The 23,549-nt window shown below is 73.6% G+C and carries 24 protein-coding genes; 6 read left to right on the top strand and 18 right to left on the bottom strand.

From position 1 onward, the window contains the following. Positions 1–9: 9 nt before the first annotated feature. From G8E01_RS02385 to G8E01_RS02340, 10 genes are all read right to left on the bottom strand, one after another. Positions 10–330: a hypothetical protein gene (locus G8E01_RS02385; RefSeq protein ID WP_166315336.1), complete on the bottom strand. Its 321-nt coding sequence runs from the start codon at positions 328–330 to the stop codon at positions 10–12. 77 nt (positions 331–407) lie between these two features. Continuing rightward, positions 408–695: a WXG100 family type VII secretion target gene (locus G8E01_RS02380; protein WP_166314820.1), complete on the bottom strand. Its 288-nt coding sequence runs from the start codon at positions 693–695 to the stop codon at positions 408–410. Positions 696–827: 132 nt separating this feature from the next. After that, complete coding sequence (locus G8E01_RS02375; RefSeq protein ID WP_166315333.1) at positions 828–1,514, bottom strand: hypothetical protein; 687 nt, start codon at positions 1,512–1,514, stop codon at positions 828–830. 43 nt (positions 1,515–1,557) lie between these two features. Beyond that, positions 1,558–2,184 carry a protein TPRXL gene (locus tag G8E01_RS02370; protein WP_166315330.1) on the bottom strand — a complete coding sequence of 209 codons (627 nt, stop codon included), beginning with the start codon at positions 2,182–2,184 and terminating at the stop codon, positions 1,558–1,560. Continuing rightward, positions 2,181–2,825, bottom strand: a complete 645-nt coding sequence (locus tag G8E01_RS02365; RefSeq protein ID WP_166315327.1) for a hypothetical protein — start codon at positions 2,823–2,825, stop codon at positions 2,181–2,183. Before G8E01_RS02365 ends, G8E01_RS02370 begins: the two co-directional genes overlap by 4 nt. After that, positions 2,822–3,568 carry a hypothetical protein gene (locus G8E01_RS02360; RefSeq protein WP_166315324.1) on the bottom strand — a complete coding sequence of 249 codons (747 nt, stop codon included), beginning with the start codon at positions 3,566–3,568 and terminating at the stop codon, positions 2,822–2,824. Before G8E01_RS02360 ends, G8E01_RS02365 begins: the two co-directional genes overlap by 4 nt. A gap of 12 nt (positions 3,569–3,580) precedes the next feature. Beyond that, a complete protein-coding gene (locus G8E01_RS02355) occupies positions 3,581–4,810 on the bottom strand; it encodes a hypothetical protein (RefSeq protein ID WP_166315321.1) in 1,230 nt (409 codons plus the stop codon). Further along, positions 4,810–5,115, bottom strand: coding sequence for a flagellar protein FlgN (locus G8E01_RS02350; protein WP_166315318.1), 306 nt, complete (start codon positions 5,113–5,115; stop codon positions 4,810–4,812). Before G8E01_RS02350 ends, G8E01_RS02355 begins: the two co-directional genes overlap by 1 nt. A gap of 135 nt (positions 5,116–5,250) precedes the next feature. Next, positions 5,251–9,939: an FtsK/SpoIIIE domain-containing protein gene (locus G8E01_RS02345; protein ID WP_166315315.1), complete on the bottom strand. Its 4,689-nt coding sequence runs from the start codon at positions 9,937–9,939 to the stop codon at positions 5,251–5,253. A 46-nt stretch (positions 9,940–9,985) separates the two neighbouring features. Then, positions 9,986–11,308 carry an RDD family protein gene (locus G8E01_RS02340; RefSeq protein WP_166315312.1) on the bottom strand — a complete coding sequence of 441 codons (1,323 nt, stop codon included), beginning with the start codon at positions 11,306–11,308 and terminating at the stop codon, positions 9,986–9,988. 126 nt (positions 11,309–11,434) lie between these two features. Between G8E01_RS02340 and G8E01_RS02335 the strand changes: the two genes are divergently transcribed. Continuing rightward, positions 11,435–12,301, top strand: a complete 867-nt coding sequence (locus G8E01_RS02335; RefSeq protein WP_166315309.1) for a fused MFS/spermidine synthase — start codon at positions 11,435–11,437, stop codon at positions 12,299–12,301. On the opposite strand, the gene G8E01_RS02330 is transcribed toward G8E01_RS02335, so the two are convergent. The 3 genes from G8E01_RS02330 to aztA form a co-directional block, all read right to left on the bottom strand. Continuing rightward, on the bottom strand, positions 12,302–12,637 hold the full coding sequence (locus G8E01_RS02330) for an amino acid transporter (protein ID WP_166315306.1): 336 nt from the start codon (positions 12,635–12,637) through the stop codon (positions 12,302–12,304). It lies immediately after the preceding gene. Next, entirely contained in the window at positions 12,637–13,254 is a 618-nt protein-coding gene (locus G8E01_RS02325) for an acyl-CoA synthetase (protein ID WP_166315303.1), read from the bottom strand. The genes G8E01_RS02330 and G8E01_RS02325 overlap by 1 nt, the downstream gene beginning before the upstream one ends. Before the next feature lie 69 nt (positions 13,255–13,323). Beyond that, positions 13,324–13,938 (bottom strand): zinc ABC transporter ATP-binding protein AztA, encoded by a 615-nt coding sequence (gene aztA, locus G8E01_RS02320; protein ID WP_166315300.1) that lies wholly within the window; start codon positions 13,936–13,938, stop codon positions 13,324–13,326. A 54-nt stretch (positions 13,939–13,992) separates the two neighbouring features. On the opposite strand from aztA, the gene aztB reads away from it, so the two are divergent. Genes aztB through aztD form a run of 4 tightly spaced genes read left to right on the top strand, consistent with a single transcriptional unit; the run spans position 13,993 to position 18,279 of the window. Next, complete coding sequence (gene aztB, locus G8E01_RS02315) at positions 13,993–14,880, top strand: zinc ABC transporter permease AztB (RefSeq protein ID WP_166315297.1); 888 nt, start codon at positions 13,993–13,995, stop codon at positions 14,878–14,880. Positions 14,881–14,915: 35 nt separating this feature from the next. After that, complete coding sequence (locus G8E01_RS02310; RefSeq protein WP_166315293.1) at positions 14,916–16,121, top strand: YncE family protein; 1,206 nt, start codon at positions 14,916–14,918, stop codon at positions 16,119–16,121. Next, positions 16,118–17,044, top strand: a complete 927-nt coding sequence (gene aztC / locus G8E01_RS02305) for a zinc ABC transporter substrate-binding protein AztC (RefSeq protein WP_166315290.1) — start codon at positions 16,118–16,120, stop codon at positions 17,042–17,044. The genes G8E01_RS02310 and aztC overlap by 4 nt, the downstream gene beginning before the upstream one ends. Positions 17,045–17,070: 26 nt before the next feature. Next, complete coding sequence (aztD, locus tag G8E01_RS02300; protein WP_166315287.1) at positions 17,071–18,279, top strand: zinc metallochaperone AztD; 1,209 nt, start codon at positions 17,071–17,073, stop codon at positions 18,277–18,279. A 121-nt stretch (positions 18,280–18,400) separates the two neighbouring features. Here aztD and G8E01_RS02295 read toward each other — a convergent pair whose 3' ends face one another. Genes G8E01_RS02295 through G8E01_RS02285 form a run of 3 tightly spaced genes read right to left on the bottom strand, consistent with a single transcriptional unit; the run spans position 18,401 to position 20,572 of the window. Continuing rightward, a complete protein-coding gene (locus G8E01_RS02295; RefSeq protein ID WP_166315284.1) occupies positions 18,401–19,180 on the bottom strand; it encodes an LLM class flavin-dependent oxidoreductase in 780 nt (259 codons plus the stop codon). Positions 19,181–19,236: 56 nt separating this feature from the next. Beyond that, positions 19,237–19,701 (bottom strand): GNAT family N-acetyltransferase, encoded by a 465-nt coding sequence (locus G8E01_RS02290; protein WP_338100720.1) that lies wholly within the window; start codon positions 19,699–19,701, stop codon positions 19,237–19,239. A gap of 7 nt (positions 19,702–19,708) precedes the next feature. After that, entirely contained in the window at positions 19,709–20,572 is an 864-nt protein-coding gene (locus G8E01_RS02285; RefSeq protein WP_338100719.1) for a LysR family transcriptional regulator, read from the bottom strand. 78 nt (positions 20,573–20,650) lie between these two features. Between G8E01_RS02285 and G8E01_RS02280 the strand changes: the two genes are divergently transcribed. Continuing rightward, positions 20,651–21,577 carry an EamA family transporter gene (locus G8E01_RS02280; RefSeq protein ID WP_166315278.1) on the top strand — a complete coding sequence of 309 codons (927 nt, stop codon included), beginning with the start codon at positions 20,651–20,653 and terminating at the stop codon, positions 21,575–21,577. Positions 21,578–21,581: 4 nt separating this feature from the next. Here G8E01_RS02280 and G8E01_RS02275 read toward each other — a convergent pair whose 3' ends face one another. Then, entirely contained in the window at positions 21,582–22,931 is a 1,350-nt protein-coding gene (locus G8E01_RS02275) for an anthranilate synthase component I family protein (RefSeq protein WP_166315275.1), read from the bottom strand. Next, positions 22,928–23,518, bottom strand: a complete 591-nt coding sequence (locus tag G8E01_RS02270) for an anthranilate synthase component II (RefSeq protein WP_166315272.1) — start codon at positions 23,516–23,518, stop codon at positions 22,928–22,930. Before G8E01_RS02270 ends, G8E01_RS02275 begins: the two co-directional genes overlap by 4 nt. Positions 23,519–23,549 lie beyond the last annotated feature (31 nt).

Below are 23,549 nucleotides of genomic sequence, written 5' to 3'. Positions count from 1 at the left end.
CCCGAACGATCAGTAATCGGCATTGCCGGGCACGTCGGCCCCGGCCTCGAACTGCGCGGCGGCCTCGTCGTCGAACTGCGCGTACCCGTCGTGGATCTCCTGCGAGAAGTCGCGGATCGAGGTGAGGTCTTTCACGAGCGACTCGCGCTTGTCGTTCCAGCGGTCCTCGGTCTCCTCCGCGCGGTCGGTCAGCTCCGAGCGCCCGAAGGGCTCGCCGATGGCGCTGCGCAGCGCGCTGCCCTTGCTTCCCGTGTCCAGCTCGGTGATCATGCCCGAGAGCTTCTCGATCAGGCTCTCGAGCGTGGCGTAGCTGATGACGACATCAGGCATCGAAAACGTCCTCCCCCTCGGCGACGAAACAGGTCACGGCGAGACGGCAACCGTCTCGCCGCGACGCGTGCGGCGGTTCAGCCGCCGGCGAGCTGGTCGTCGAGGTCGCGGATCGCCTGCGCCATGTCGCGCAGCGCCGTGGCCATGTCGGTCACGCCGTCCGCGGCCTCCTTCATGCCGTTCGTGAGGTCCTCGTAGCCGTCGCGGAACTTGCCCGACGCCTTCTCCGTCTTGAACCCGTCCTCGACGAGGTCGTCGACGTGGCCCTGCAGCTCGTCCAGCAGCGAGTCGATCGACTCCTTGCCGTCGTCCAGCTTCGTGGCCGTCGACTCCATCTCGTCGTATGTTGCGCCGAAATCGCTCATCGGTATCTGCCCCCAGGTCGTGGATTCGGCAGCCCGATCGGGCCGCCTGAGAACAACCTATGCGCGGGCGGGCGGATCCGCGATGGGGAGAAGTGCCCATGCGGTGTGGGCGCCTTCCCGCACGGATCCGCGTCAGGCGCGGTCGAGGCCGCCCCAGGAGCCCAGAGGCGCGTTGATCGCCCGCAGGTACAGCTCATCGGAGACCAAGCCCCGCGAGCGCAGCACGTGGAGCACGATCGTGCGCTGCTTGAGGCGCGCGGCCTGCTCGACGTCGTTCGGATCCCCGGGCACCGCGGACGGCGGCGGTCCAGGCTTCGACACGGCAAAAACGCACACGGCGAGCACGACGCCCAGGACCACTGCGGCGATGGCCGCCCAGAAGTACAGAAGGGTGAGATCCCAGGAGGACCCGAGCGCCACTGCGAGCGCCGCGATCGAGAGCGCGGGAGCGAGAACGGCGAAGCCCCGGATCCCGCCCGTGGCGTGGCGGTCGAACACGACCCACCACATGAGCAGGGGCACCGCGATGATGGCGGCCCAGACCAGGGCGACGCTGCCCGACATCCCCGCGAGCGCCTCCGAACGCGTCGCGCTCGCAGCGGCGGCGAGCGCAACGCCGCCCGCGGGCGCGATCGCGCCGAGGACGACGAGGATCGACGCCGCGACGGTGCGCGCGCCGCGGCCCGTCGCCGGGTGGTCGCGCGATCCCTCGTCGGGGAGCGGCCGCGCGAGGACGGCGCGCTCGACGGCGCCGAGGTCGACGGGATCGGTGAACGGCTCCTCGCGCGCCCAGGTGTCGATGGTCTGCCGTTCCCTCACGGTCGACCGTCCTCTCTTCGGGTTCGCGGCGGTGCTGCGGTCCTCAGTGCGTCCGCGGCGGCACCCAGCGCAGCGTGGACACCATCATGTCGAAGAGGCCGTGGACCGTCTCGATCTGCGGGTCTTCGCGGTGCATGGTCGCGGGCCGGCCGTAGGTCGCCGCGAGCTCGAGGGCGCGCTGGCGGCGCGTGCCGGGGATGGGCGTGACGTAGAGGGTGGTCGCGACGACGATCTCCGCGCCGTCGTGCGTCTGACGTTCCTCGCGCTCGACCCGCACGACGCGCTTGTCCTCGAGAAGCGGGGTCCCGCCTTCGTGGGCGATGAGGTGCCGCACGTAGGCGTCGAGCGTCTGGTCGGGGCGACCGTGCCGGACGGTGGCGAGGACCGACATGGGCACGGGGAAGTACCCGCGATCGTCGTCGTTGAAGGGCAGGAACATCGCGACGACGCGATGTTCCCTCATCTGCGAGAACGCGTCACGAAGCAGCTGGCCGCCGGTCGCCATCATGTCGGGCATACCGTGCGCCATCGCGCGAGCGCGGATCGCGCGTTCGAACTCGCGCTCGGTGGTGTCGTCGGGCGATCGTCGCACCCATCCGTCCGGCAGCCGCAGCTCGAACTCGGGGTCCGGCCTCGCGCCGAGCTCCTCGCGCAGGGACATCCCACTCACGCGGCACCCTCCGCGCCGTCCGGCCACTCCGCGTCGCGATCCGTCACGAAGCGCGCGGGCGGCGTCGCGCGGAAGCGGCTGCCGTCGGCAAAGTCGATCTCGATCGAGTCGACGACCCCCTGCAAGCCCACGAGCGTCGAGAGGTAGAGCGCCTCCGGGGTGGGCTCGACGAACACCACGACGGCCATCTCGGCATCCGCGAACACCACGGCGCTCCGGAACATCGTCGTCGATTCGTCCCCGAGCGCCGCGGCGCTCGACCCGGTCGCGATATAGCCGTCGCCCATGGACAGCGACTCGTACGGCATGACCGTGTATCCGAGGTCCTCCCAGGCGGGAATCTCGTCGACCGCGACGCGGTTCATGCGCACGCGGCTCCGGATCGCGGCCGCGAACGGCCAGACCTCGAACACGAAGTCGTCCGCTCCGCGCACCTCGAGCGAGGCGTGCAACATGTGCTCGAGCACCTCCGCGCTCGCCGTCGTGTCGGTGCCGGACCACGCCTCGAGAATGCGCGCGGCCACCTCACCGGGCCAGGCGGCGCGCTCCGCGGCGTCCAGGTCGTCCGGGATCATGAGCCACCCCGGGTCCGTCGTCGACACGTTCATGGTCGCGACCCGCCGCCGAGGAGCCTCGGTCATGCGCGAATCTTCCCTCGGCGCGTGCGCCGCATCGTCCACAGGTCGCCCAGCGGCAGGTCGAGCGCTCGCGCCTGCGTCGTCTGATCGATGAATCCGCGGTCCCGAAGAACCTGCAACGCCTGCGCGCGCACGTCGAGGGCGCGGCTCTGCTCGTCCTCGGGCAGCTCCCGGAGCATATTCGCCACCTGATGATGGCGCGCGATCTCGACGGGGGGACCCTGCGAAAGAAGGGCGTGCGAGACAAGCACCACGAGCGCCAGCACGATGGTGAGGCAGGCGAGCACGAACGACAACACGCCCTCGCCCTCACCGGAGAAGTACCAGTTCAGGATCCCCGCGCTGGTCAGGAGCGCGATGACGGACCCGACGATCGCCATGTGGTCCCGGCTCCGGCCTCCCCGCACCCACGCGAGGAAGAAGAGCGTGAGGCCGACGATGCCCATCGCGAAGCTCAGGGGCATGAGGATGTCGCGCACGTCGTCGTCCATGGGCGCCGAGCTGAGCCCCGTGGACCCCATGATCCCCGGGATGGCACCCTGCGGGCCGATTGTCGCGAACGCCCCGAATGTGAAAATCGACAAGATTGCCGCGACGATTCTGAGGTTGTGCGCCCGGCGCGTCGGCGACCGGCCGTCGAAGGCCTCGTTCGCGATGTTCTCCTCGATCTCCGAGAGGCGGACGTGGGCGCGGCTCTCGACGCGCCGCGCGTAGGCCACCGCGTTCGGTTGCTTTTCGACGGACATCTCCCCAGCCTCTCAGAGGAAGTTGAGCCAGGGGTACTGGCTCTTCGGCGACTCGCCCTGCGTGGCCTTTTCGACGCGACCCCACCAGCTCACGGCGTTGTCGGCGACCGTCGTCGTCGTCTCGAGGAGGATCCCCGGGGTCATCTTCGCGCCGTGCAGGAATCCCTCCCCCAGCGACCGGAAGAAACCCGCGTCTCCCACATCCAATGCCGTGTAATCGTCGATCGTCTTGGTCCAGCCGTCCGGGGTATTCCCCGTGAGCGCCTTGACGAAGGAGCCGCCCCATCCGTTGAACGTGAACGGCTTCGCCCCCTCTGCAAGCTCATCGAACGCCTTCGTGTAGGTCGTCGGGTTCAGCGGGTTGCCGGTGAACAGGTCGTCGATTTTGTTAGCGGCCCCGTCGGGGAGCTGGCGGCCGAGCCGGCCGAGCTTGCCGAAGGGCACGAAGTCGACGAGCGCCCAGGCGACGCCGCCCCACCCCGCCTTGTTGTGCGGGTCGACGGCCTGCACGATCGCGACGACGAGCGCGGCCACCGACACCACCGCGGCGATGATTGCGATGACCGGGCCGCCGACGAAGAGGGCGACGATCCCGACGGCGAGGCCGACCCAGCCGAGCACGTCGCCGAACACCTTGAAGAAGGTGCGCCAGCCGCCGTCCTCGATCTCGCCGGCCATCTCGTCGGTGATCCCGCTGACGGCCGTGTCGAAGGCCTCTTCCCACGTGTCGTAGTACCCGTCGAACGCCTCGGCCTCGGCCTCCCATGCCTCGTAGGCGTCCTTCTTCGCCTGGTCCTCCTCGGCCTGCGCCTGCGCCTCGGGAGAGCCCTCGTCGGGCTGGAAGAGCCCGCCGGTGCCGCGGGGATCCACGCTCCCGGGGAGCGAATCGTAGGTCTGCCAAAGCCCCTCGCACTCGTCGACGGTGCCGTTCAGGGCGTACTTCACGTCCGCGAGCGCGACGCCGTACGCGGCGATGACCGGCCCCACCGGGGTGTAGAGGTCGCCGGCCTCGCGCAGCGTGGCGTACGAGTCACCGATCGTCTCGCGCAGCTTGTCGATCGCCTTCCCCTGGCCGCCCTCGGCGCGCGTGCTGATGACCTCGAGCACGGTCGCCGACTCGCTCATCTTCTCGCCGAGGCTCGTGATGGCGTTTCCCCGCTGCTCGATCGCAAACGGGTTCCCCTCGATCTTCTCGATGCTTCGTCCTCGCGGGGACGAATCCATTCCGCCGAAAAGTCCCATCAGCTCTCCTCAGGTGTCAGTGCGATCGCGGCGTCCGCGTCGAACTGGTCCGTGTTATCGATGACGGCCGTCAGGTGTTCGAGTACCCCGCCCAGCTGCTCGGCCAGGTTGTCGCGCTTGATGTCCCACCGCGTCTCGAAGTCCTCCACCCGGTCCTTGAGATCGCCCCGGCCGAACGGCTTGCCGATCTCGTCCTCGAGGTCCTCCGAGCGGTTGACCGCGTCGGCGAACTCCTCGGTGATGTCGGTGAGCTTCTCCTTGATGCTCTCGAGATCCTCGAGCGGGATGAAGAAGTCGTAAGCCATGCTGTCCCCCGTGCCGTCTGTTCAAACTGTCGATGAAGCGTGCCGCGACGTGCCCGCCTCGTGCGCGACGTCCATCTACCCAGAACGGTACGAGACGCGCGCCCGGCCGCCAATGGGCAGAACTGCCCGGCCGCGTCACGACTGCGGGCCCGCGGCCCGTTCCTCCTCCGCGCGCTGGGCCGCGAGGCGCGCTTCGCGGCGGGCCCGGCGCGCGGCGCGGGCGTCGGCGTCGGCCAGGCCCGCGGGCGGCGCGGGCGTCGTCTCCGCGGACGGCGCCGGAGCCGGCTCGGGCGCGCGCTCCGGCAGCCGGAACTCGCCGGCGGGCGCGGGCTGCTCGTCGTGCGCGACCGGCATCTGCAGGAGCACGGCGCGCCCCGCCTGCACGAACATGCCGCGCCCCTCGGGGAAGTCCGCGCGCTTGACGCGGCCGAACGGCACCTTGAAGAGCGTGTCGCCGTCGTAGGCGTCGGGCTTGAGGGCGATGCCCTGGCGCCCCGCCTTCCACTCGCCCATGACGCCGGATCCGCCACCCGCGCGCGTGACGTCGGCGTCGCCGATGAGCATGTGGTCGCTCTCCCCGATGGCCTTCAGCAGCGCGCGCATGGGGCGATCTGCGGGCCCGTCGGCCAGGTGCGGCATGTCCTCGCAGACGACGAGGATCCGGAACGGGATCGTCTCGTCCGCGACGATCTCGGCCAGCTCGGTGGCGAGCTCCTTTTCGTCGTCGCCGCGCGTGGCGCTGCGCACCCACGGGCGGAATTCGTTGAGCTCCGTGCGCCGGGTGCCGAAGTGGAACAGCTTCACCTCTGGGTCGAAGCGCTCCATCGCGATGATGAGCGACTTGAGCGCGTTCGTCTTTCCCGACGACGGCGGCCCCGTGACGATGAAGGACCCCGCGGGGTCGAAGCCGCGCGCCTCCAGCGTGTCGTCCGCGACGCCGAATACGGGCTGGCCGCCCGCGGTCGCGGGAAGCTCACGGATGTCGATGTCGGTCGGGAGGGATCCGATAGCGGGCGCCTCGCGGGCGCCCTCCTCGCGCAGCCGCGCCGCGAGCTGGTCGAGGCGCTTGGCCTGCTCGGAGGTGTTCGACGTGCCCCCGAGGACCGCCATCTGCACCTCGCTCCGGTCGACGATCGCGCGCCCGGGGGGCGACTGGTCGGTGAGCACGTCCTTGTCGGCGCCGAGCAGCGTGTACTGGTTGACGTCGCTCAGGCGCAGAATCACGCGCCGCGAGATGTTCGAGGCGACCGCCGTCGGCACCGCGCCGCCGCGATCCGCCGTGATGACGGCGTGCACGCCGAGCGGCCGGCCCTCGCCGAGGATCCGCATGAACTCGCGGTAGAACGGCGCGCGCGCCGACGTGATCTCCCACTCCTTCTTGAACTCGGGGAAGTTGTCCACGAGCAGGAAGATGCGCGGCAGGGACGGATCCACGAGGTCGCGGTACTCCGACAGGTTCGAGGCATGCGCGGCCGCAAACGCCTCGCCGCGCCGGTCGAGCTCGCGCCCGAGGGTGCGCAGGAGGCGCTGGATCCGCTCCGCGTCCTCGCCGTCGACGATGGAGCCGACGTGCGGGAGCTTCTCGAGCACGCCGAGGGCGCCCGAGGCGAAGTCGAGGCCGTACACCTGGGCGGATCCGAGCTCCGGCCGCATGCCGGCGGCGGTCGCGATCGACTTGAGCACGGTGGACTTGCCCGCGCCCGAGGTGCCGAACACAAGGAGCGAGCCGTCGCGATCCGGCGCGAACCAGGTCGCGAGCTGCTGCTGGCGCTCCGGGAGGTCGGCGAGGCCCAGCGGGATCCGCCCGTCGCCCTCCAGCGGCAGGTCGGCGAGGTCGATGACCTCGGCCAGGTCGTCGAGCCACGGCCGGCGGGGCGTGACGAGGCCGGCCCTCTCGTGCGCGCGGATGATCGTTCGCACGACGCGCTTTTGGTCGTTCGGCCCGAGATCCTCGTCGTGCGCGTCGCTCTCGGCCGGCCGCGCGGGCTCCCACTCGTGGATGGAACCGAAGCGCAGCTCGGCGGCCTTGACCTCGGCCGTCGCGCCCTCGTCCGTGCGCGTCCACCCGCCCGCGTACGCGGACTGGAACGGCGTCAGGCGGCCGGGGCCGGTCTTCGCGATCCCACGCCCCGGGAGGGACGGCGGGAAGGACGCGGCCACGGGGTCGTCGACGACGTCCTTCGAGTCGGCCTCGTCGGCCATGCGCAGCGCGACGCGGAGGTTCGTGTTCGCGCGGAGGTTGTCCTTGATCACGCCGGCCGGGCGCTGCGTGGCCATGATGAGGTGGATGCCGAGCGAGCGGCCGCGCTGGGCGATGTCCACGACCCCGTCGACGAACTCGGGCACCTCGCCCGCGAGCGCCGCGAACTCGTCGATCACGAGCACGAGCGCGGGCGGGGTCTCCGGGTCCTGGCGCTTCTCGAGCTCCAGGAGGTCCTTGGCCTTCTTCCGGTTGAACAGGTGCTCGCGGTAGTGCAGCTCGGCGCGCAGGCTCGTCAGCGCGCGGCGCACGAGGTGCGGGCTCAGGTCGGTCACGAGCCCCACGCAGTGCGGCAGCTCGACGCAGTCGGCGAACGCGGATCCGCCCTTGTAGTCGACGAACAGGAAGGTGACGCGATCGGGGCTGTGCGCGCTGGCGATGCCGAGGACCCACGCCTGCAGGAACTCGGACTTGCCGGCGCCCGTCGTGCCGCCGACGAGGGCGTGCGGCCCCTGGGCGCGCAGGTCGAGGGTCATCGCATCGCTCGCGCCCTGGCCGACGATCGCGCGGAGGTTGCCCGCCTTCTTCAAGCGCGGCCGCTCGGCGTCGGAGCGGTCGATGATCGTGTTGTTCTGCCGCCAGCGGTCGACGACGGCCTGCGGATCCTCCGCGATATCGGTCCCCACGAGCGACAGGAACATGACGGATCCGGGGATGTCGGACTCGTCGTGCACCACGGTGGAGGCGTCGACGACCGGCGCGAGGCGCTTGGCGAGCATGTCCATGTACGCGCCCGAGACGCCCTCGACGCGCGCGTGCGGGTAGGTCTCGCCCGAACGGACGATGCCCACGGTGACGTCGTCGAGGCCGTTGCTGACGTCCATGTAGCTGCGGCAGGCCGCCGGCAGCGACTCGACCGTCGGCGAGACGAACACGGCGTGCACGCCGACGTCGGCGCCGAGCTCGAGCACCTGCGTGAGCCGCGCGCGGTCGACGGGGGCGTCGTTCGTGACGAAGACGACCACCGAGATCCGCTTCTTCGCGTCCGTCTCCTCGCCCGCGCGGTGCACGTCGGTGCCGTACCGCATGGGGTTCCAGGTCTCGGAGAAGGGGCCGCGGTGCGACGGCGCCTTCACGAGGCGCGAGACGTACTCCTCGAGCGAGCTGAGCAGCGCGTTGGCCGTCGGCTCCGTGTCGGCGAGCGGGAGGTCGCGAAACGGGCTCGTCTCCGTGGAGGTGTGCGGCAGCCACTTGATCCACTCGAGCTGCGCGACCCACTCGGCGTCGGCGAACGCGACGGTCACGACCTCGTTCGGGGCGTGCAGGCCGAACACCTGCACGGCCAGGCCGCGCATCGCGTCCGCCGCGAGCGCCTCGGGCCCGGCGACGCCGATCGACCCCGCCGCCGGGAACGACTCGAGCACGGGCACGGCGTGCACGTCGCGGTAGCGCTCGCGCAGCCGGTCGACGCGCGCGATGTACTCGGGCAGGCCGTCCTGCGTCTCCTGCTCGCGGATCCCGTTGCGCGAGGGCGCCGTGCACGTGCCGAGCCGCACCGCGAGGAAGTTCCAGTGCTCGGGCCGCCTGGTCCAGAGCAGCGGTCCGAGGCGCATGGCGTGCTCGAAGACCTCCGCGACGGGCGGGACCTCCTCGTTGCGCGCGCGCTCCTCCTCCGGCTTCTCGAGGTAGAACGTCTCCTCGAGCGACTCGAACTGGCGCTCGAACAGCTGCAGCTCGTGGTTGCGCTTGTTCTTCGCCTGCATGCGCTGGTTCACGAAGTTCCCGAGCGCCATGAGCGGGGTCATGAAGATGAGCAGGAGCGCGCGCGGCCGCTCGGTGAGGAAGTAGATCGACAGCGCCATGATGATCGGCGCGACGAGGATCGTCCAGGGGAAGATCTTCGACAGCATCTCCGTCGGCATCCGCGGCGGCGTGTGTTCCACGCCCGGGTAGCGCACCTCGACGCGCGGGCTGCGGTTGAACCGCAGGCCGCCGCCGCGCTCGAGCACGGGGTCCGCGGCCTCCGCGTCGTATTCGGCGGAAAAGAACAACACGAGCGTGGATCCGCCGATCACGAACGGCTGGCCCGCCTCGAGGCGCACGCGCTGGACGGGCGAGCCGTCGACGACGACGCCGTTGGCGGAGTTGAGGTCGACGACCTCGATGAAGCTCGAGACCTCGAGGCGCGCGTGGCGGGCCGAGACCATCGGATCCGGCAGCGTGACGTCGTTCGAGCCGCCGCGGCCGATGAAGGAGTGGCCGTACGGGACGGGGAAGTCCTGGCCCTGGAGCGGGCCGTCGATCGCGCGGAGGACGGCCACGACCTGGCGGCCGTCGACGGCGCGCGCGTGGTGCGGGCCGAGGTTGTGGATCGCCGCGGCGAACCCGGATCCGATCGGCGCCTCGCCCATCGGGACGTCGGGCTGGAGCGGCTCGAGCCGGTCGGCCGTGGGCGGCGCGACGGCGAGCGTCAGGGTGTCGTCGGGGCCCGCGGCGACCGTGCGGGCGGGGTCGGCCTCGGCGATGTGCCGCGCGACGTCTCCCGCGGTGGCGGTGGAATCGGCGGTGACGACGATGTCGACGGGGTCGACCCCGGTTCGGTGCAGGGTGAGCTTGACCTTCACGCGGCAGCCTCCTTCGGCTGGGGGTCAGGGGCCGTGCGGGCGAGGATCACGCGCGCTCGATTCGGATCGTGCGGTCGCCGAAGGCGACGACGTCGCCCGGCTGCACGAGGACGGAGGTGCCGGCCGGCACGGGCCGCTCGGCCTCGCCGCGGCGGATCGAGGTGCCGTTCGTGGATCCCAGATCGCGGATCTCGACGCCGTCGGCGCGCGGCGCAAGCGCGACGTGCGTCTTCGAGATCGAGCGCGTGTCGTCCGGGATCGCGACGGGCCGCGCGCCTGCGAAGCCGCCGTCGCCCTGCGGGTCGCGGCCGACGAGGATCGGGCCCGCGAGCGCGAGCGCGCCGCCCGTGTCGAGGACGAGGCGGAACGCCGGCGCGGCCGGGGCGGGGTCGGCGGGGAGCGGGTCAGGCCGGGCGGCGGGCGCGGGCTCCGCGGGCCGCGGCGCGGGTTCGGCGTGCGGGGCCGGATCGACCCGGGGCGCGGGCTCCGGCGCGCGCGGGGCGGGAGCCGCGGGCGGGGCCGACGTGAGGTCGGCGGGCATCCCGAGCACGATCGCGGGGGCCTGCGGATCCGCCTGCCGCGGCGGCCGGGCGGCGAGCCCCACGGCCCCCTCGGCGCCGCGGCCCGCGCGCGCCACCCCGAGCACGCCCGCGCTCACCCGGCCCGCGGGGCGGTAGGCCTCCGGCGCGCCCGAGTGGGTCGCGAGGGACGGCAGCTCCGGCGCCTCGGGCGCCGCCTCCACGCGCACCATCTTGCGCGCGATCCGCATGCGCTTGTCGTCGTAGGGCTGCAGGCCGTGGCGCACGTCGATGAGCCAGACGCTCGAGGCGCGGTCGTGCCACGCGCGGCCGCGGCGCTCCGGATCCCACATGACCGACAGGAACATCACGACGTAGCCCGCCACCGGCACGAGCCCGGCCGCGCCCACGAGCACGCACCGCCACACGATGCGCCAGAAACCGGGCCGCTCGAGGGTGGCGACGTGAACGGTGCGCACCCCGACCGAGGCCTTGCCGATCGTGAACCCGCGGCGGCCGTGGAGGACGAGCTGGACGACCGCGAGGGCGAGCGTCAGGACCGCCGTCACGCCGGCCATGATCATCGCAAGGAGGAACTGGGGGTGCGTGAGGAAGCCATAGGCGCTCACCTCGGCGCGGAGGAAGAGCAGGACGAGCGGCAGCGTGCCGAGCGCGTAGGGGAGCTGCACCAGCGCGTAGATGGCGAGGTCGATCGCGACCGCGAGCGCCCGGCGACCGTAGGGGGCGGGGAGGATCCCGAGAGCCGCCGCGTAGGCGGGATCCGGGGTGCCGTCGGCGCGGATGCCCTCGATCTCGCGCTCGCCCTCGTCGAGCTCCCAGATCGTCGTCACGCGCCACCTCCCCCGGGTGCACGGGCGGCGGATCCGCCCGAGGGAACACGTTACCGATCGCGGGGCCGAATCGCGGTGGGGAGAAGTGCCCGCCGGGGCGCGCCGCGCGCGTGCGAGGATCGGGGCGTGGAGGATGGTGCGGCGAACGAGCTGACCCTGGCGGACGGGCGCGTGGCGCGCCTCAGCCCGCGAGACGGCGGCTGGACGCTCGTGATCGACGGCGTCGCGCAGTCGCACGTCGGCCCGCCGGGCCAGGCCCCCGTCCTCGCCTACGCGCGCTGGATGTCGGCCGCCATCGGCGGCGGCGCGCCCGTTCGGGCCGCGCATCTCGGCGGCGGCCTCCTCACCGTCCCCCGTGTCGTGGCCGACCGGCGGCCCGGATCCCGCCAGGTCGTGTGGGAGATCGAGCCGGCGCTCGTCGCGCTCGCGTCGGGGCGCTTCCCCGCGCCGGAGGGCGTCGAGGTGCGCGAGGCCGACGCGCGCGCGGCGCTCGAGACGGCGGATCCCGGATCCGCGGATCTCGTGACGATCGACGTGTTTGCGGGCGGACGGATCCCCCCGGCCTTTTCCTCGGTCGAGGCCGCCCGGGCGGCCCGGCGCGCGCTCGCCCCCGGCGGCCGGCTCGTCGTGAACTCCGTCGCCGGCGCGCCGCTGGAGTTCACGCGGCGCCAGCTCGCGGGCCTGCGCGAGACGTTCCCGCACGTCGCGCTGATCGTGCAGGGGTCCTCCCTCGGCGGCCTGCGCTTCGGCAACGCGTGCCTCGTCGCGAGCGACGCCGAGCTCGACGCGGAGCGGATCCGCGCCGAGCTGCGAGGCGACCCGTCCAAGGGCGCGCTGGTCACCGACCTCGACGGCATCGTCGACGATGCGGCGCCGCTCACGGACGCGGAGGCCCGGTGGTCGCCCGAGCCCGACCTCCCCGACGCGTCGCGCGCGATCGCGGCGCTCGACGAGATGTCGGAGGCCCTCCGGCGCCTCCTGCCGGGGCGGTAACTACTCGCGCGGGGCGTCGCTGGTCGCCTGGTCCGCGGATCCGTCGCCCTCGTCATCCTTCGGCAGGAGCACGGGGCCGTCGTGCGGCTTCGCGACGTCACGCGGATCCACGACGAGGAGCAGGAGCGCGAGCACGAGCAGCACGACAATGAAGACGATGCCCGCCATGATGGCGGCCATGCGCCACGCCGACTGGGCGATCTCGCCGCCGGATCCGGTGAACGCGCCCATCGACATCGCGGTCACAAACCCGGCGAACAGGGCGGCGGCGAGGGCGATCCCGATCAGCTGCACGGGCTTCATCAGGTCGCGGCGGGTGGGCTGCTTCTCGGTCATCAGGCGTCCTTCGACAGCGGCTTGTTCTGCGGCGTCGGCGAGAGCGCGCCGATCGCGAGGTACACGGCGACGAGGGCGGCCCAGCCGCCGAAGAGCCCCACGCCGATGATGGTCCCGGTCAGGGTGAACGAGCGCCCCGCCTCCTCGATCGCGTACTCGAGCGCGTACCCGGGCGAGACGACGAGGGAGACGGCCGCGAGGAGCACCGTGAGACCGCCGACCGCGATCGCGTCGCGCGCCTCGGGGCTCGGGCGCCGGCCGCGGGCGGCGATGCCCGCGATCAGCTCGACGGCGCCGGCGGCCGCGGCCCAGCCGACGACGACGATGTGGAACACCGCGGCGGGGTCGCCCGGCAGGAGCGTGCACAGCGCCCCCGCGATGAGGTAGAGAGCGGCGAGGACCCGCGACAGCGCGGGCGAGCGGCGCCCGCGCACGAAGAGCGCGTCGGCGAACAGCAGCACGGCGGTCGCATACGCAAAGATCTGGAACGCGGCGAGCGCGAACCCGGGCGTGCGGTCCTGCACGAAGGTGACCACGAGCGCCGCGGCGCCCGCGAGGAGAGCGCGGAGGAGGACGACGGCGCGATCGGCGGCCGGCGAGGTGAAGCGCACGGGCATGGGATCCTCACGGTTCTCAGGCGGGATGACCCCATCCTATTTGGCCGCGCGCTGGGAGGTGGCGGGGCGTCAGGCGACGCGGCGGCCGGCCGCGAGGTGGATGAGGCGATCCGCCGCCCGGACGTCCTCCTCGTCGTGGGTGACCCACCCGATCGCGCGGCCCCGCGCGGCCTCGTCGGCGAGAATCCGCCGGACGCGCGCGCGGCTTTCGGCGTCGAGCCCGGCGGCCGGCTCATCGAGGATCATGACGGGCGCGTCCTGCGCGATGCCCTGCGCGATGAGCGCGCGCTGGCGCTGCCCGCCCGAGAGAGCGTGGAACGAGCGCCGCGCGAGATCCTCCAGCCCCACCCGCCCGAGCGCCGCCTCGGCCCGGGCGCGCGCCTTTCGGCGGGGCAGCCGGCGCCGCCACGTGCCCATCTGGGCCACCTCGCGCACCGTGAGCGGCAGCGCCTCGGGCACCGCCGCGCGCTGCACGACGAGCGCCACGTCGCCCGGGCGCTCGACCCGCCCCGCCCGTGGCGCGCGCACGCCCGCGAGGATCTCCGCGAGCGTCGATTTTCCGGATCCATTCGCGCCCACGATCGCGGTGACGACGCCGGGCTCGAGCGCCGCGTCGACGTCGTGCAGGACGTCGACACCGTCGTAGGCGAAGCAGATTCCGTGGGCGCGGAGCGGGAGGGTCATCACCCTTTCAATGTAATTGATAACCGTTCTCATTGTCATGTATGGTCTCTCCTCGTGCTCCTTCTCGATCCGTTCGCCGCCGACTTCATGGCCCGCGCCCTCGCCGGCGGGATCCTCATCGCCGCAATCTGCGGCATCGTCGGCACCTGGGTCGTCACGCGCGGCATGGCCTTCCTCGGCGAGGCGATCGGGCACGGCATGCTTCCGGGCGTCGCCCTCGCCACACTCGCCGGCTGGCCCGTGCTCCTCGGCGGCGCCGCGAGCGCCGTCGCCATGAGCGCCGCGATCGGCGCGCTGCAGCGGCGCGGGCGGCTCTCCTACGACACGAGCATCGGGCTACTGTTCGTCGGCATGCTCTCGGCGGGCATCATCATCGTGTCCCACTCCGCGAGCTTCGCCACCGACGCGACCGTCATGCTCTTCGGTGACATCCTCGCCGTGCGCCCGGCGGACCTCGCGCTCCTCGCGGCCGCGCTCGTCGCGACGGCGGGCATCGCCTGGGCGATGCACCGCCCGTTCGTCGCGGCCGCGTTCGACACCCGCATCGCCGAGACGTTGGGGCTCCGCCCGCGCCTCGCGCAGGTCGCGCTCACGGGGCTCGTCACGCTCGCGATCGTCTCGTCGTACCAGGCGGTGGGATCCCTCCTCGTCGTCGGCATGCTCCTCGCGCCGGCCGTCGCCGCGGGCCGGTGGACGCGCACGATCCCCGCGACCATGGCGCTCGCCACGGCCTTCGGCGTCGCGGCCGTCTGGGGCGGCCTCCTCATCTCCTGGTACGCCGCGACGGCCGCGGGCCCCACGATCGCGGGCCTCGCCATCCTCCTCGCGGGCGCCTCGGCGGCGGCGTCGGCCGCGCTGCGCCGCACCCGCCGCACCCACGCCACCCACGCCCCGGGCGCCCCCGCGCCCGCCGATACTCCCGCCCCCGTCACCGCGGCATGAGCCGCACCCGCACACCCCGGCATCGAAAGCTCCACATGATCCGACGCACCCTCCTGTCCGCCACGGCCCTCGCCACCCTCGCCCTTGCGGGCTGCGCCTCCGGCGCCGCGACCGCCCCGTCCGCCTCCCCCGCGTCCGCGCCCGACGCGGGCCACGGCGCCGTCGACGGTGCGCAAGAGATGTCCGAGCCGCAGTCCCGGGTCCTGTCCGTCTCGGCCGAGGGCGAGGTCGGCCTCGTCGACCTCCTCTCGGGCGAGGAGAGCGCGTTGGGCCAGGTCGGCGCACCCGCCGGCGTCGCCTCGGACGGCCGGTTCGCCTTCGTGACGACCGCCGACGGCGTCGACATCGTCGACGGCGGCGCGTGGACGTGGGACCACGGCGACCACTTCCACTACTACCTCGCCGAGCCCCGCGTCGTCGGATCCCTCCCCGGCGACGGAGCCGCGCACGTCACGACGCCACCGCTGTCCTCGGCGGGCACGACGGGCGTCTTCTTCGCCGGATCCGGCGAGGCCGTCGCGCTCGACATGACCGCCCTCGACGACGGGGAGATCTCGGAGCGCTTCCGCGTCTCCACCGGCGCGACGTCCGGCGTCGTCGCCCCGGTGGGGGACGGCGCGCTCGTCGCGGTCGCTGACGGGCCGGGCGCCGACACCGCCACCCTGTACGACGCGTCCGGCGCGGCGGGAGAAACGGTCGCGTGCGCCGACCCGACGGGCGCCGTCACGACCCGCGTCGGCACGGCGGTCGCGTGCGCCGACGGCGCGCTGATCGTCACCGGCGGGGGCGCGGACGCCGCGATCGAGCGGGTCGCGCTCCCCGACGGCGGCGCGCTCGCGAGCGACTTCGCGGGGCGCAAGAACCGACCGACCGTCGCGGCGCTCGCGGACGACGGGGGCGTCTGGCTGCTCGACACCCGCGCCGCGGCCTGGACGCACGTCGACGTCGACGCCGAGCTCGGTCGCGTCGTCGCCGCGGACGACGCGGCGGGCCACCTCGTCGCCGTCGACGCCGCGGGGGCCGTGCGCGTGTTCGACGAGGCGGGTAAGGCGCTCGGATCCACGGATCCGCTCGTCGAGGATCCCGCCGGCGCGACCCTCACGGTCGACACGGAGCGCGCCTACCTGACCGCGCCCGGGGCGGGGCTCGTCTACGAGATCGACTACGCGGACGGCGCGCGCATCGCGCGCGAGGTCGCCACGCCCACCGCCCCTGACGCCGCGATCGAGGTCGGGCGATGACGGGCCGGAGGGTCCGCCGCGCCGCCGCGATCGTCGCCGGTGCCCTCGCGCTGCCCGCCGCGCTCGCGGGCTGCGGGGCGACCGCGGCCGGGGACGGCCCCCAGATCCAGGTGACGACGAACATCCTGGGCGATGTCACCACCCGCATCGCGGGCGACGAGGCGACCGTGACGACGCTCATGAAGCCGAACGCGGATCCGCACTCCTTCGAGATCTCCGCGCAGGAGGCGGCGAGCCTGCACGACGCCGACCTCGTCGTCTCGAACGGCCTGGGGCTCGAGGAGGGCGTCGAGCAGCACCTCGTCGCCGCCGAGGACGCTGGCGCCCACCGGTTCGTCGCGGGCGACCACATCGAGGTCGTCGCGTACTCGAGCGCGGACGCGCAGGGCCCGGATCCGCACTTCTGGACCGACCCGGCGCGCATGGTCGACGTCGTCGACGCGCTCGAGGAGGAGGTCGCGGCCCTCGACGGCGTGGATCCCGCGGCGATCGCCGACAACGCCGACGCGTACCGGGCCGAGCTCGCGGACCTCGACGACGAGATGGCCGCCGCGTTCTCCGCGATCCCCGCCGACGCGCGCCAGCTCGTCACGAACCACCACGTGTTCGGCTACCTCGCCGAGCGCTTCGACTTCACGGTCGTCGGCGCCGCCGTCCCGGGCGGCACGACCCTCGCGTCGCCGTCGGCCGCGGACCTCGCGGACCTCGCCGGCGCGATCGAGGAGGCCGGCGTCGCGACGATCTTCGCGGACTCATCCCAGCCCGAGCGCCTCATGGAGGTGCTCGCCTCCGAGGCCGGGATCGACGTGGCCGTCACCCCGCTGTTCACCGAGTCGCTCGCCGAGCCGGGCGAGACCGGCGACACCTACCTGTCCATGATGCGCGCCAACACCGAGCGCATCGCCCAGGGCCTCGCACCGTGAGCGCCCCACAGCACGAAAGGAACACCATGTTCACCAGGAGCACACGCGCCCTCGCGGGTGCGGCGTCCCTCGCGGCCGTCGCGCTCATCGCGACCGGCTGCGCGACCGGATCCGCCGGGGAAGGGTCCGCCGACGCCGGATCCGCCGCGGCCGCGGACGTCGCGGCCGGCGAGCGCCTCGCCGTCTCGGTCGCTGGCGAGGTCCTCGTCCTCGACGCCGAGACCCTTGAGGTCGTCGAGTCGTTCCCGTCGGAAGACTTCACGCGCCTGAACGCCGTCGGCGACGGCCGGAACGTGTTCGTCACGACCTCGGAGGGATTCCAGGTCCTCGACACGGCCACGCCGGAGCTCACCGACACGGTCATCGCCGCCGACGCGGCGGGCCACGTCGTCCGCCACGGCGGGAAGACCGTCCTCTACTCGGACGGCTGGGGCGAGACGACGATCCTCGACACGACCGCGCTGCTCGATTCGGACGGCGCCCTCCCCGAGACCACCACCTACGAGGCGGAGGAGCCGCACCACGGTGTGTCCATCGTCCTCGAGGACGGCACCCTCGTCACGACCGTCGGCGACGCGACGAGCCGCTCCGGCGCCGTCGCGCTCGAGCCGCACGACGACCACTTCCACGAGCTCGCCTCCTCCGACGCGTGCCCCGGCATCCACGGCGAGGGCACCGCGGCCGGCGAGGCCGTCATCTTCGGCTGCGAGAACGGCGCGCTGCTGTTCCACGACGGCGACTTCGAGAAGTTCGAGGCGCCGGACGAGTACGGCCGTATGGGCAACGCCTACGTCTCCGAGACGAGCCCGATCGTCGTCGGCGACTACAAGAACGACCCCGACGCGGAGGGCTACCTCCTCGGATCCGTCGCGCTGATCGACACCGCGGCCCACACGTACGAGGTCGCCGACCTCGGCGGCATCGAGTACACCTGGCGCGGCGCGGTCCGCGGACCGGAGGACCTCGCCTACATCCTGGGCACCGACGGCGCGATCCACGTGCTCGACCCCGCCACGGGCGACGTGACGGACGAGTTCCCCGTCATCGACGCGTGGGAGGGCCCGGCCGACTGGCAGGACCCGCACCCGGCGCTGACGACCGACGGAGCCGTCGCCTACGTCGCCGACGTGGCCAACGACCGCGTCGTCTCGGTCGACCTCGCCACCGGCGAGGTGCTCGCCGAGAGCGACGCCCTCCCGGCCGCGCCGAACGAGATGGCGGTCAACCTGGGCTGAGAAAGACCCGCGCGGATATGGGGATCCGCGCGCCGCCCCGCATGCGCGGGGCGAGGGGGCGGGATCCGCGGCGGATCCCGCCCCTTTCTCGTTCCCGCGCGGCGCGGTCCACCCGCGCGCGTCAGGCCCGGGCGCGCGCGAGCGGGAGGAACGCGAGGAACTCGTCCGTGCGGTCGCCGGGGGTGATGGCACGCAGGACGACCTCATCGACGGCCGCTGTGTAGGCGCCGAGGCGCGGCGCGATCTCCCCCTCGGGCTCGGGCGGCAGGACGGTCTCGCGCGCCGTCACGCCCAGCCGGGCGAAGTGGGCGGCGTACGCCGGGTAGCCGCCGTACCGGTCGGCCTCCTCCTCGAGGCGAGCCCGGGCAGACGGATCCGCGTTCGTCCGCGCGTACAGGACGACCTCCCCGGCGGGCTGGACGGCGTGGAAGGCCTCGGACTGCTCCCGGGCCGCCTCGGGCGTCAGCCAATTGAGCACGAGGGCGTCGGCGTGCCGCGCCGCGAGCTCGCGCATGCGCGGCCCCAGCGCGCCGAGCGCGAGCCGCGCATCGGTGCCCGCGCGCAGCTCGGCGAGGGTCTGCTCGACCGCCGCGAGCGCGCCGCGGCGCATCTGGCCGGATCCGATGCCGAGGGTCAGCCGGTCCGTCGGGAGATCGAGGCGATCGAGATCGTCGAGCAGCTCGCTGACCGAGCGGCGGTCGATCGGGATGACGCCCGTCGCGACGCGGAGGCTCTCCGTCTCGCGCGCGGCCGCCGCGGCGACCTCGAGCGCGTTCGTCCCGGGGGTTTCGTTGATCCAGAGGGTCCGGAAGCCCGCTTCCTCGAGGCGGGGCGCGAGCGCGGCCGCCTTCTTCGCGCCGAGCTCCCCGGCGATTCCCAACGACACGCGCCTGTGGTTCATCCGTCCACCCCACCGGACGCCCCCGGATCCGTCAACTCCGGGGGCCGGCGCGCGCGTCAGCCGAGGTCGAGCCGCATGAAGTGGGACAGCGGGTTGTCGACGTAGTCGCCGAAGGCGGCGCACGGGACGAAGCCCTCGCTGCCGTACAGGTGCCGGGCGGCGTCGAACGACGGGGCGGTGCCCGTCTCGAGCCACACCGACGCATAGCCGCGGGCCCGCGCCTCGGCGAGCGCGTGCCGGAGGATCCGCCGTCCGACGCCGCGGCCGAGGTGGTCGGCGTGCGTCCGGAACGACTTCAGCTCGCCGCGGCCGGGCCCGATCTCCGCAAGCCCGCCGACCCCGGCGAGGGCGTCGCCGTCCCACGCGGACCACAGCGTCACGCCGCGCGCGAGGAGCCGCTCGAGGTCGTACGCGTACACGAGCTCGGGGGCGGATCCGGCCCGCATCTCCGCGACGTGCCCCGCCACGAGGGCGCGGGTCGCGGGATGGGTCAGGTCGTCTTCGCGAATCTCGAGCGGCACGGACCCATTATCCGACCAGCGCGACGAAGGCCCGGGCGGCGGGGCTCGGGTCGGTCGCGTGCCAGGCGAGGTGTTCGACCCGCTCGGCCGCGCCCGTCGTCGGGATCGCCACGACGCCGGGGGCGCCCTCCGCCACGGCCGGGGCGAGCATCGCGACCGCGAGGTCCGCCGCGACGAGGCCGAGGATGTGATCGGCGTGCCAGGCCTCGAACGCGATGTCGCGGCGGATCCCGGCCGCGTCAAACGCGTGGTCCGTCTGCGCGCGGCCCGGGGTGCCGGCCGGGAAGTCGACGAACACGGATCCGTCCAGCTCGGCGATCGCGAGCCGCCGGCGGTGCGCGAGCGGATGGCCCGGGCCGAGGACCGTCACGAGGCGCTCGCGCCGGAGCTCGCGCGCGGCCACGCCCGCGGGCGAGACGTCGGCGCGCAGGCCGAGGAACGCGACGTCGAGATCGCCGCCGACGATCTGCGCGATCATCTCGTCGCTCGAGCCGAGGGACAGCTCGGCGCGCACGGCCGGGTGCCGCGCGCGGAAGGCGCGCACCGCCTGCGGGATGTCGACCGCCACGGTCGTCGGGATCACGCCGATCCGCAGCGTGCCGCGCACGACGCCCTGCGCCGCGGCCACATCGTCGCGCGCCCGGCGCACCGCCGCGAGCGCCGCCGACGCGTGCGGCAGGAGCGCCCGGCCCGCCTCCGTCGGGCGCGCCTCCCGTGCGCCGCGGGTGAACAGGCGCGCGCCGAGCTCGGCCTCGAGCGCGGCGATCTGGTGGCTCAGCGCCGACTGCGTGACGTGGCACGCCGCGGCCGCGCGGGTGAAGGATCCGTGCTCCGCGAGCGCGAGCACGTACCGAAGATGCTGCAGTTCCACGGATCCATGATCCGCGTTCATGATGCGGATGACAAGAATGCGTTGGACTCATGAGTCGCGCGACGCGAGCCTAGAGACATGCACCGGACCGCCACGCTCCTCCTCGCCGCCTTCGGGACCGCCACGTGGGGCACGACCTACGCCGTCACGACGGAGCTGCTGCCGCCCGGGCACCCGTACGTCGCCGCGCTCGTGCGCGCGCTGCCGGCGGGCCTTGTCGCGATCGCCCTGTCGCGGAGCCTCCCGCGCGGCCGCTGGTGGGGGCGCGCGTTCGCGCTCGGCGCCCTGAACATCGGGCTGTTCTTCCCCCTGTTGTTCGTCGCGGCCGAGCGCCTCCCGGGCGGCGTCGCGGCGGCCGCGGCGGGGCTCGGGCCTCTCGTGGCCATCCTCCTCGGCGGGCCGGTGCTGCACGAGCGGATCCGCCCCTCCTCGCTCGCCATCGCGATCGCGGGGGCCGTGGGCGTCGCGCTCGTCGCGCTCGGCCCGGCGGCGGGCCTCGACCCGATCGGGCTGGCGGCGGCGGTCGGCGGCACGACGGTCATGGCGCTCGGCACGGTCCTGACGAAGAAGTGGGGGCGGCCCGCGGGCGTGGGCGCCCTGGGATTCGCGGGCTGGCAGCTCACGACGGGCGGGATCGTCCTCGTCCCCCTCACGCTCGCGTTCGACGAGATGCCGAGCGCGATCGGCGCGCGGGGCGTCGTCGGCTACGCGTGGCTCGCGCTCGTCGGCGGGCTCGTCGCCTACACGCTGTGGTTCCGCGGCGTGCAGAGGCTGCCGATCGCGGCGTCGGGGCTGCTCCCCGCGCTGTCGCCGCTCGTGGCCGCCGCCATCGGGGTCGGGATCCTCGGCGAGACGTTCACCCCCGCGCAGGCGGCCGGCTTCGCGCTCGCGATGGCGGCGGTGATCGGCGGCCAGGTGTGGGCCACTCGCCCGGCCCGCGGCGCTCGCGCGGCGGGTGCCGCCCCGCGCGACGCCCGGACCGCGGAGGCCGCGCCCGTCGCGTAGCGCCTCAGGCCCAGGGGTGCGTGCGGCCGAACGCCCGGAGCACGGCCTCGGACTTCGCGATCGTCTCGTCGGCCTCCGCCTCCGCGTCGCTGTCGATCGTGATCGCGCCGCCCGTGCCGATCGTGGCGGTTCCGCCCGCGAGGACGGCCGTGCGAATGACGACCGACAGGTCGACGGATCCGCAGCGCGAGAAGAACCCGATCGCGCCCGCATACGCCCCGCGCGGGGCGCTCTCGAGCCGGTCGAGCAGCTCGACCGTGCGCCGCTTAGGGGCACCCGTCATGGATCCGGGCGGGAACAGCGCCTCGGCCGCGCGGACGCCGGCCGCCTCCCGCGGCAGGAGCTGGGCGGTCACGCTCGTCACGAGCTGGTGCACCGTGGCATAGCTCTCGACCGCCATGAGCCGCGGAACCTCGACGGATCCGGGCGCGCTGATCCGGCCGAGGTCGTTGCGCAGCAGGTCGACAATCATGAGGTTCTCGGCGCGGGTCTTCGGATCCGCGGCGAGCGCGTTGGCCACCGCCCGGTCGCGCGCCGGATCCGGATCGCGCCGGGCCGTGCCCTTGATGGGCTTCGTCTCGGCGCGGCCGCCCGGGGTGACGGCGAGGAAGCGCTCCGGCGAGCACGAGAGCACCTCGCGGCCCGAAAGCCGGAGGTAGGCCGCATAGGGGGCGGGGTTGCCGCGGCGGAGGCGGCGGTACGCCGCAAACCCGTCGCCTGCGAACGGGAACGTGAGGGCGTAGGTGTAGCAGGCCTCATACGAGTCGCCCGCCTCGAGCCAGCCCGTCACGCGCGCGAGGTCCGCGACGTAGCCCGCGCGGCTCACGCTCACCGAGGCCGGGCCGGCGGGGTCCGGCAGGGGCGGATCCGCGAGGTCCGGCGCCCGGCCCGCCTCCTCGAGCGCGCGCCGGACCCAGGCGCCGGCCTCGCGCGCCTCGGCCTCCGGGCCGACGGCGACCGCGTGGATCCGCCCCTCCTCGTGGTCGATCAGCAGGAAGCGGCTGAGGTGGACGAGCTCGGCGGCGGGGCCCGGGCCCCGCTCCCCCGTGCCGATCGCCTTCGCGCCGTACCCGACGGATCCGACGTACCCGCCCGCGAACGGGAGACCGGCGGGCGCGACGGGGTGGGCGGTCACGGCCGCCGCGAGCGCGTCCCAGACCGCGTCGTCGTCCGCCCGGATGACGTCGTCGCGCGGGGTCTCCGGGGCGCCCAGGAGCGACCAGCGACCCATGCCGTACGCGCGCTGCGCGCTGTCGAGCCAGACGGCGACGGGCCGGTCGCCATACAGGTGCGCGAAGATCGCGTCGGGGGCGTTCTCGAGCGGGCGGCTGTCCGAGAGGAGCGTCCAGGTCATCGCGGGGCCCGTCCCTGCGCGAGGAAGGCGCGGATCATGAGCCGCCCGTCCGGCGTGCCGATCGACTCGGGGTGGAACTGCACGCCCCACCACGCCGCCTCGGGCCGCTCCCCCGCCATCGGGGTCCCGTCGGCCGCGCGCGCGGTGATCCGCAGGGGAGACGGCTCGGCGACGACGAGCGAGTGGTAGCGGACGGCGTCGAACGTGCGGGGCACGCCGCGGAACAGGGCGGATCCGTCGTGCGTCACCCGCTCGACCCGCCCGTGCGCGGGGCGGGCGCGAACGACGGATCCGCCGAGCGCGACGGCCATCGCCTGGAACCCGAAGCACACGCCGAGCACGGGCACGCGGGCCGCGCCGAGCACGTCGAGACCGCGGCCGACGTCGGCGGCCTCGTGCGGCGTCCCGGGGCCGGGGCCGAGGACGATGTGGGTGAAGGAGTCGAGGCGCGCCGGGTCGACGGCGTCGTTCTGGACGAGGGTCGGCCGCGCGCCCGTCTCGGCCCAGACGAGCTGTTCGACGCTGCCGGTGTACGAGTCGTAGTTGTCGACGATGAGCACCCGGGGCGGGGCGGTCGCGTCGGTCATCCGCCCATTCTCCCCCGCCGCCCGCGGATCC

Source organism: Microbacterium excoecariae (genome assembly GCF_011326725.1).
GTDB classification, from domain to species: domain Bacteria; phylum Actinomycetota; class Actinomycetes; order Actinomycetales; family Microbacteriaceae; genus Microbacterium; species Microbacterium excoecariae.
The sequence above is the reverse complement of the archived record's forward strand: the minus strand, read 5'-3'. Positions and strand labels throughout refer to the sequence as shown.

Excerpts from the sequence above, each read along its gene's own strand:
- G8E01_RS02275 (WP_166315275.1), bottom strand. The coding sequence starts at position 22,931 with ATGACCTGGACGCTCCTCTCGGACAGCCGCCCGCTCGAGAACGCCCCC.
- G8E01_RS02330 (WP_166315306.1), bottom strand. The coding sequence starts at position 12,637 with ATGACCGAGAAGCAGCCCACCCGCCGCGACCTGATGAAGCCCGTGCAG.
- aztD (WP_166315287.1), top strand. The coding sequence starts at position 17,071 with ATGTTCACCAGGAGCACACGCGCCCTCGCGGGTGCGGCGTCCCTCGCG.
- G8E01_RS02280 (WP_166315278.1), top strand. The coding sequence starts at position 20,651 with ATGCACCGGACCGCCACGCTCCTCCTCGCCGCCTTCGGGACCGCCACG.
- aztA (WP_166315300.1), bottom strand. The coding sequence starts at position 13,938 with ATGACCCTCCCGCTCCGCGCCCACGGAATCTGCTTCGCCTACGACGGT.
- G8E01_RS02365 (WP_166315327.1), bottom strand. The coding sequence starts at position 2,825 with ATGACCGAGGCTCCTCGGCGGCGGGTCGCGACCATGAACGTGTCGACG.
- aztC (WP_166315290.1), top strand. The coding sequence starts at position 16,118 with ATGACGGGCCGGAGGGTCCGCCGCGCCGCCGCGATCGTCGCCGGTGCC.
- G8E01_RS02295 (WP_166315284.1), bottom strand. The coding sequence starts at position 19,180 with ATGAACCACAGGCGCGTGTCGTTGGGAATCGCCGGGGAGCTCGGCGCG.
- G8E01_RS02360 (WP_166315324.1), bottom strand. The coding sequence starts at position 3,568 with ATGTCCGTCGAAAAGCAACCGAACGCGGTGGCCTACGCGCGGCGCGTC.
- G8E01_RS02325 (WP_166315303.1), bottom strand. The coding sequence starts at position 13,254 with ATGCCCGTGCGCTTCACCTCGCCGGCCGCCGATCGCGCCGTCGTCCTC.
- G8E01_RS02355 (WP_166315321.1), bottom strand. The coding sequence starts at position 4,810 with ATGGGACTTTTCGGCGGAATGGATTCGTCCCCGCGAGGACGAAGCATC.
- G8E01_RS02270 (WP_166315272.1), bottom strand. The coding sequence starts at position 23,518 with ATGACCGACGCGACCGCCCCGCCCCGGGTGCTCATCGTCGACAACTAC.
- G8E01_RS02380 (WP_166314820.1), bottom strand. The coding sequence starts at position 695 with ATGAGCGATTTCGGCGCAACATACGACGAGATGGAGTCGACGGCCACG.
- G8E01_RS02385 (WP_166315336.1), bottom strand. The coding sequence starts at position 330 with ATGCCTGATGTCGTCATCAGCTACGCCACGCTCGAGAGCCTGATCGAG.
- G8E01_RS02350 (WP_166315318.1), bottom strand. The coding sequence starts at position 5,115 with ATGGCTTACGACTTCTTCATCCCGCTCGAGGATCTCGAGAGCATCAAG.
- G8E01_RS02310 (WP_166315293.1), top strand. The coding sequence starts at position 14,916 with ATGATCCGACGCACCCTCCTGTCCGCCACGGCCCTCGCCACCCTCGCC.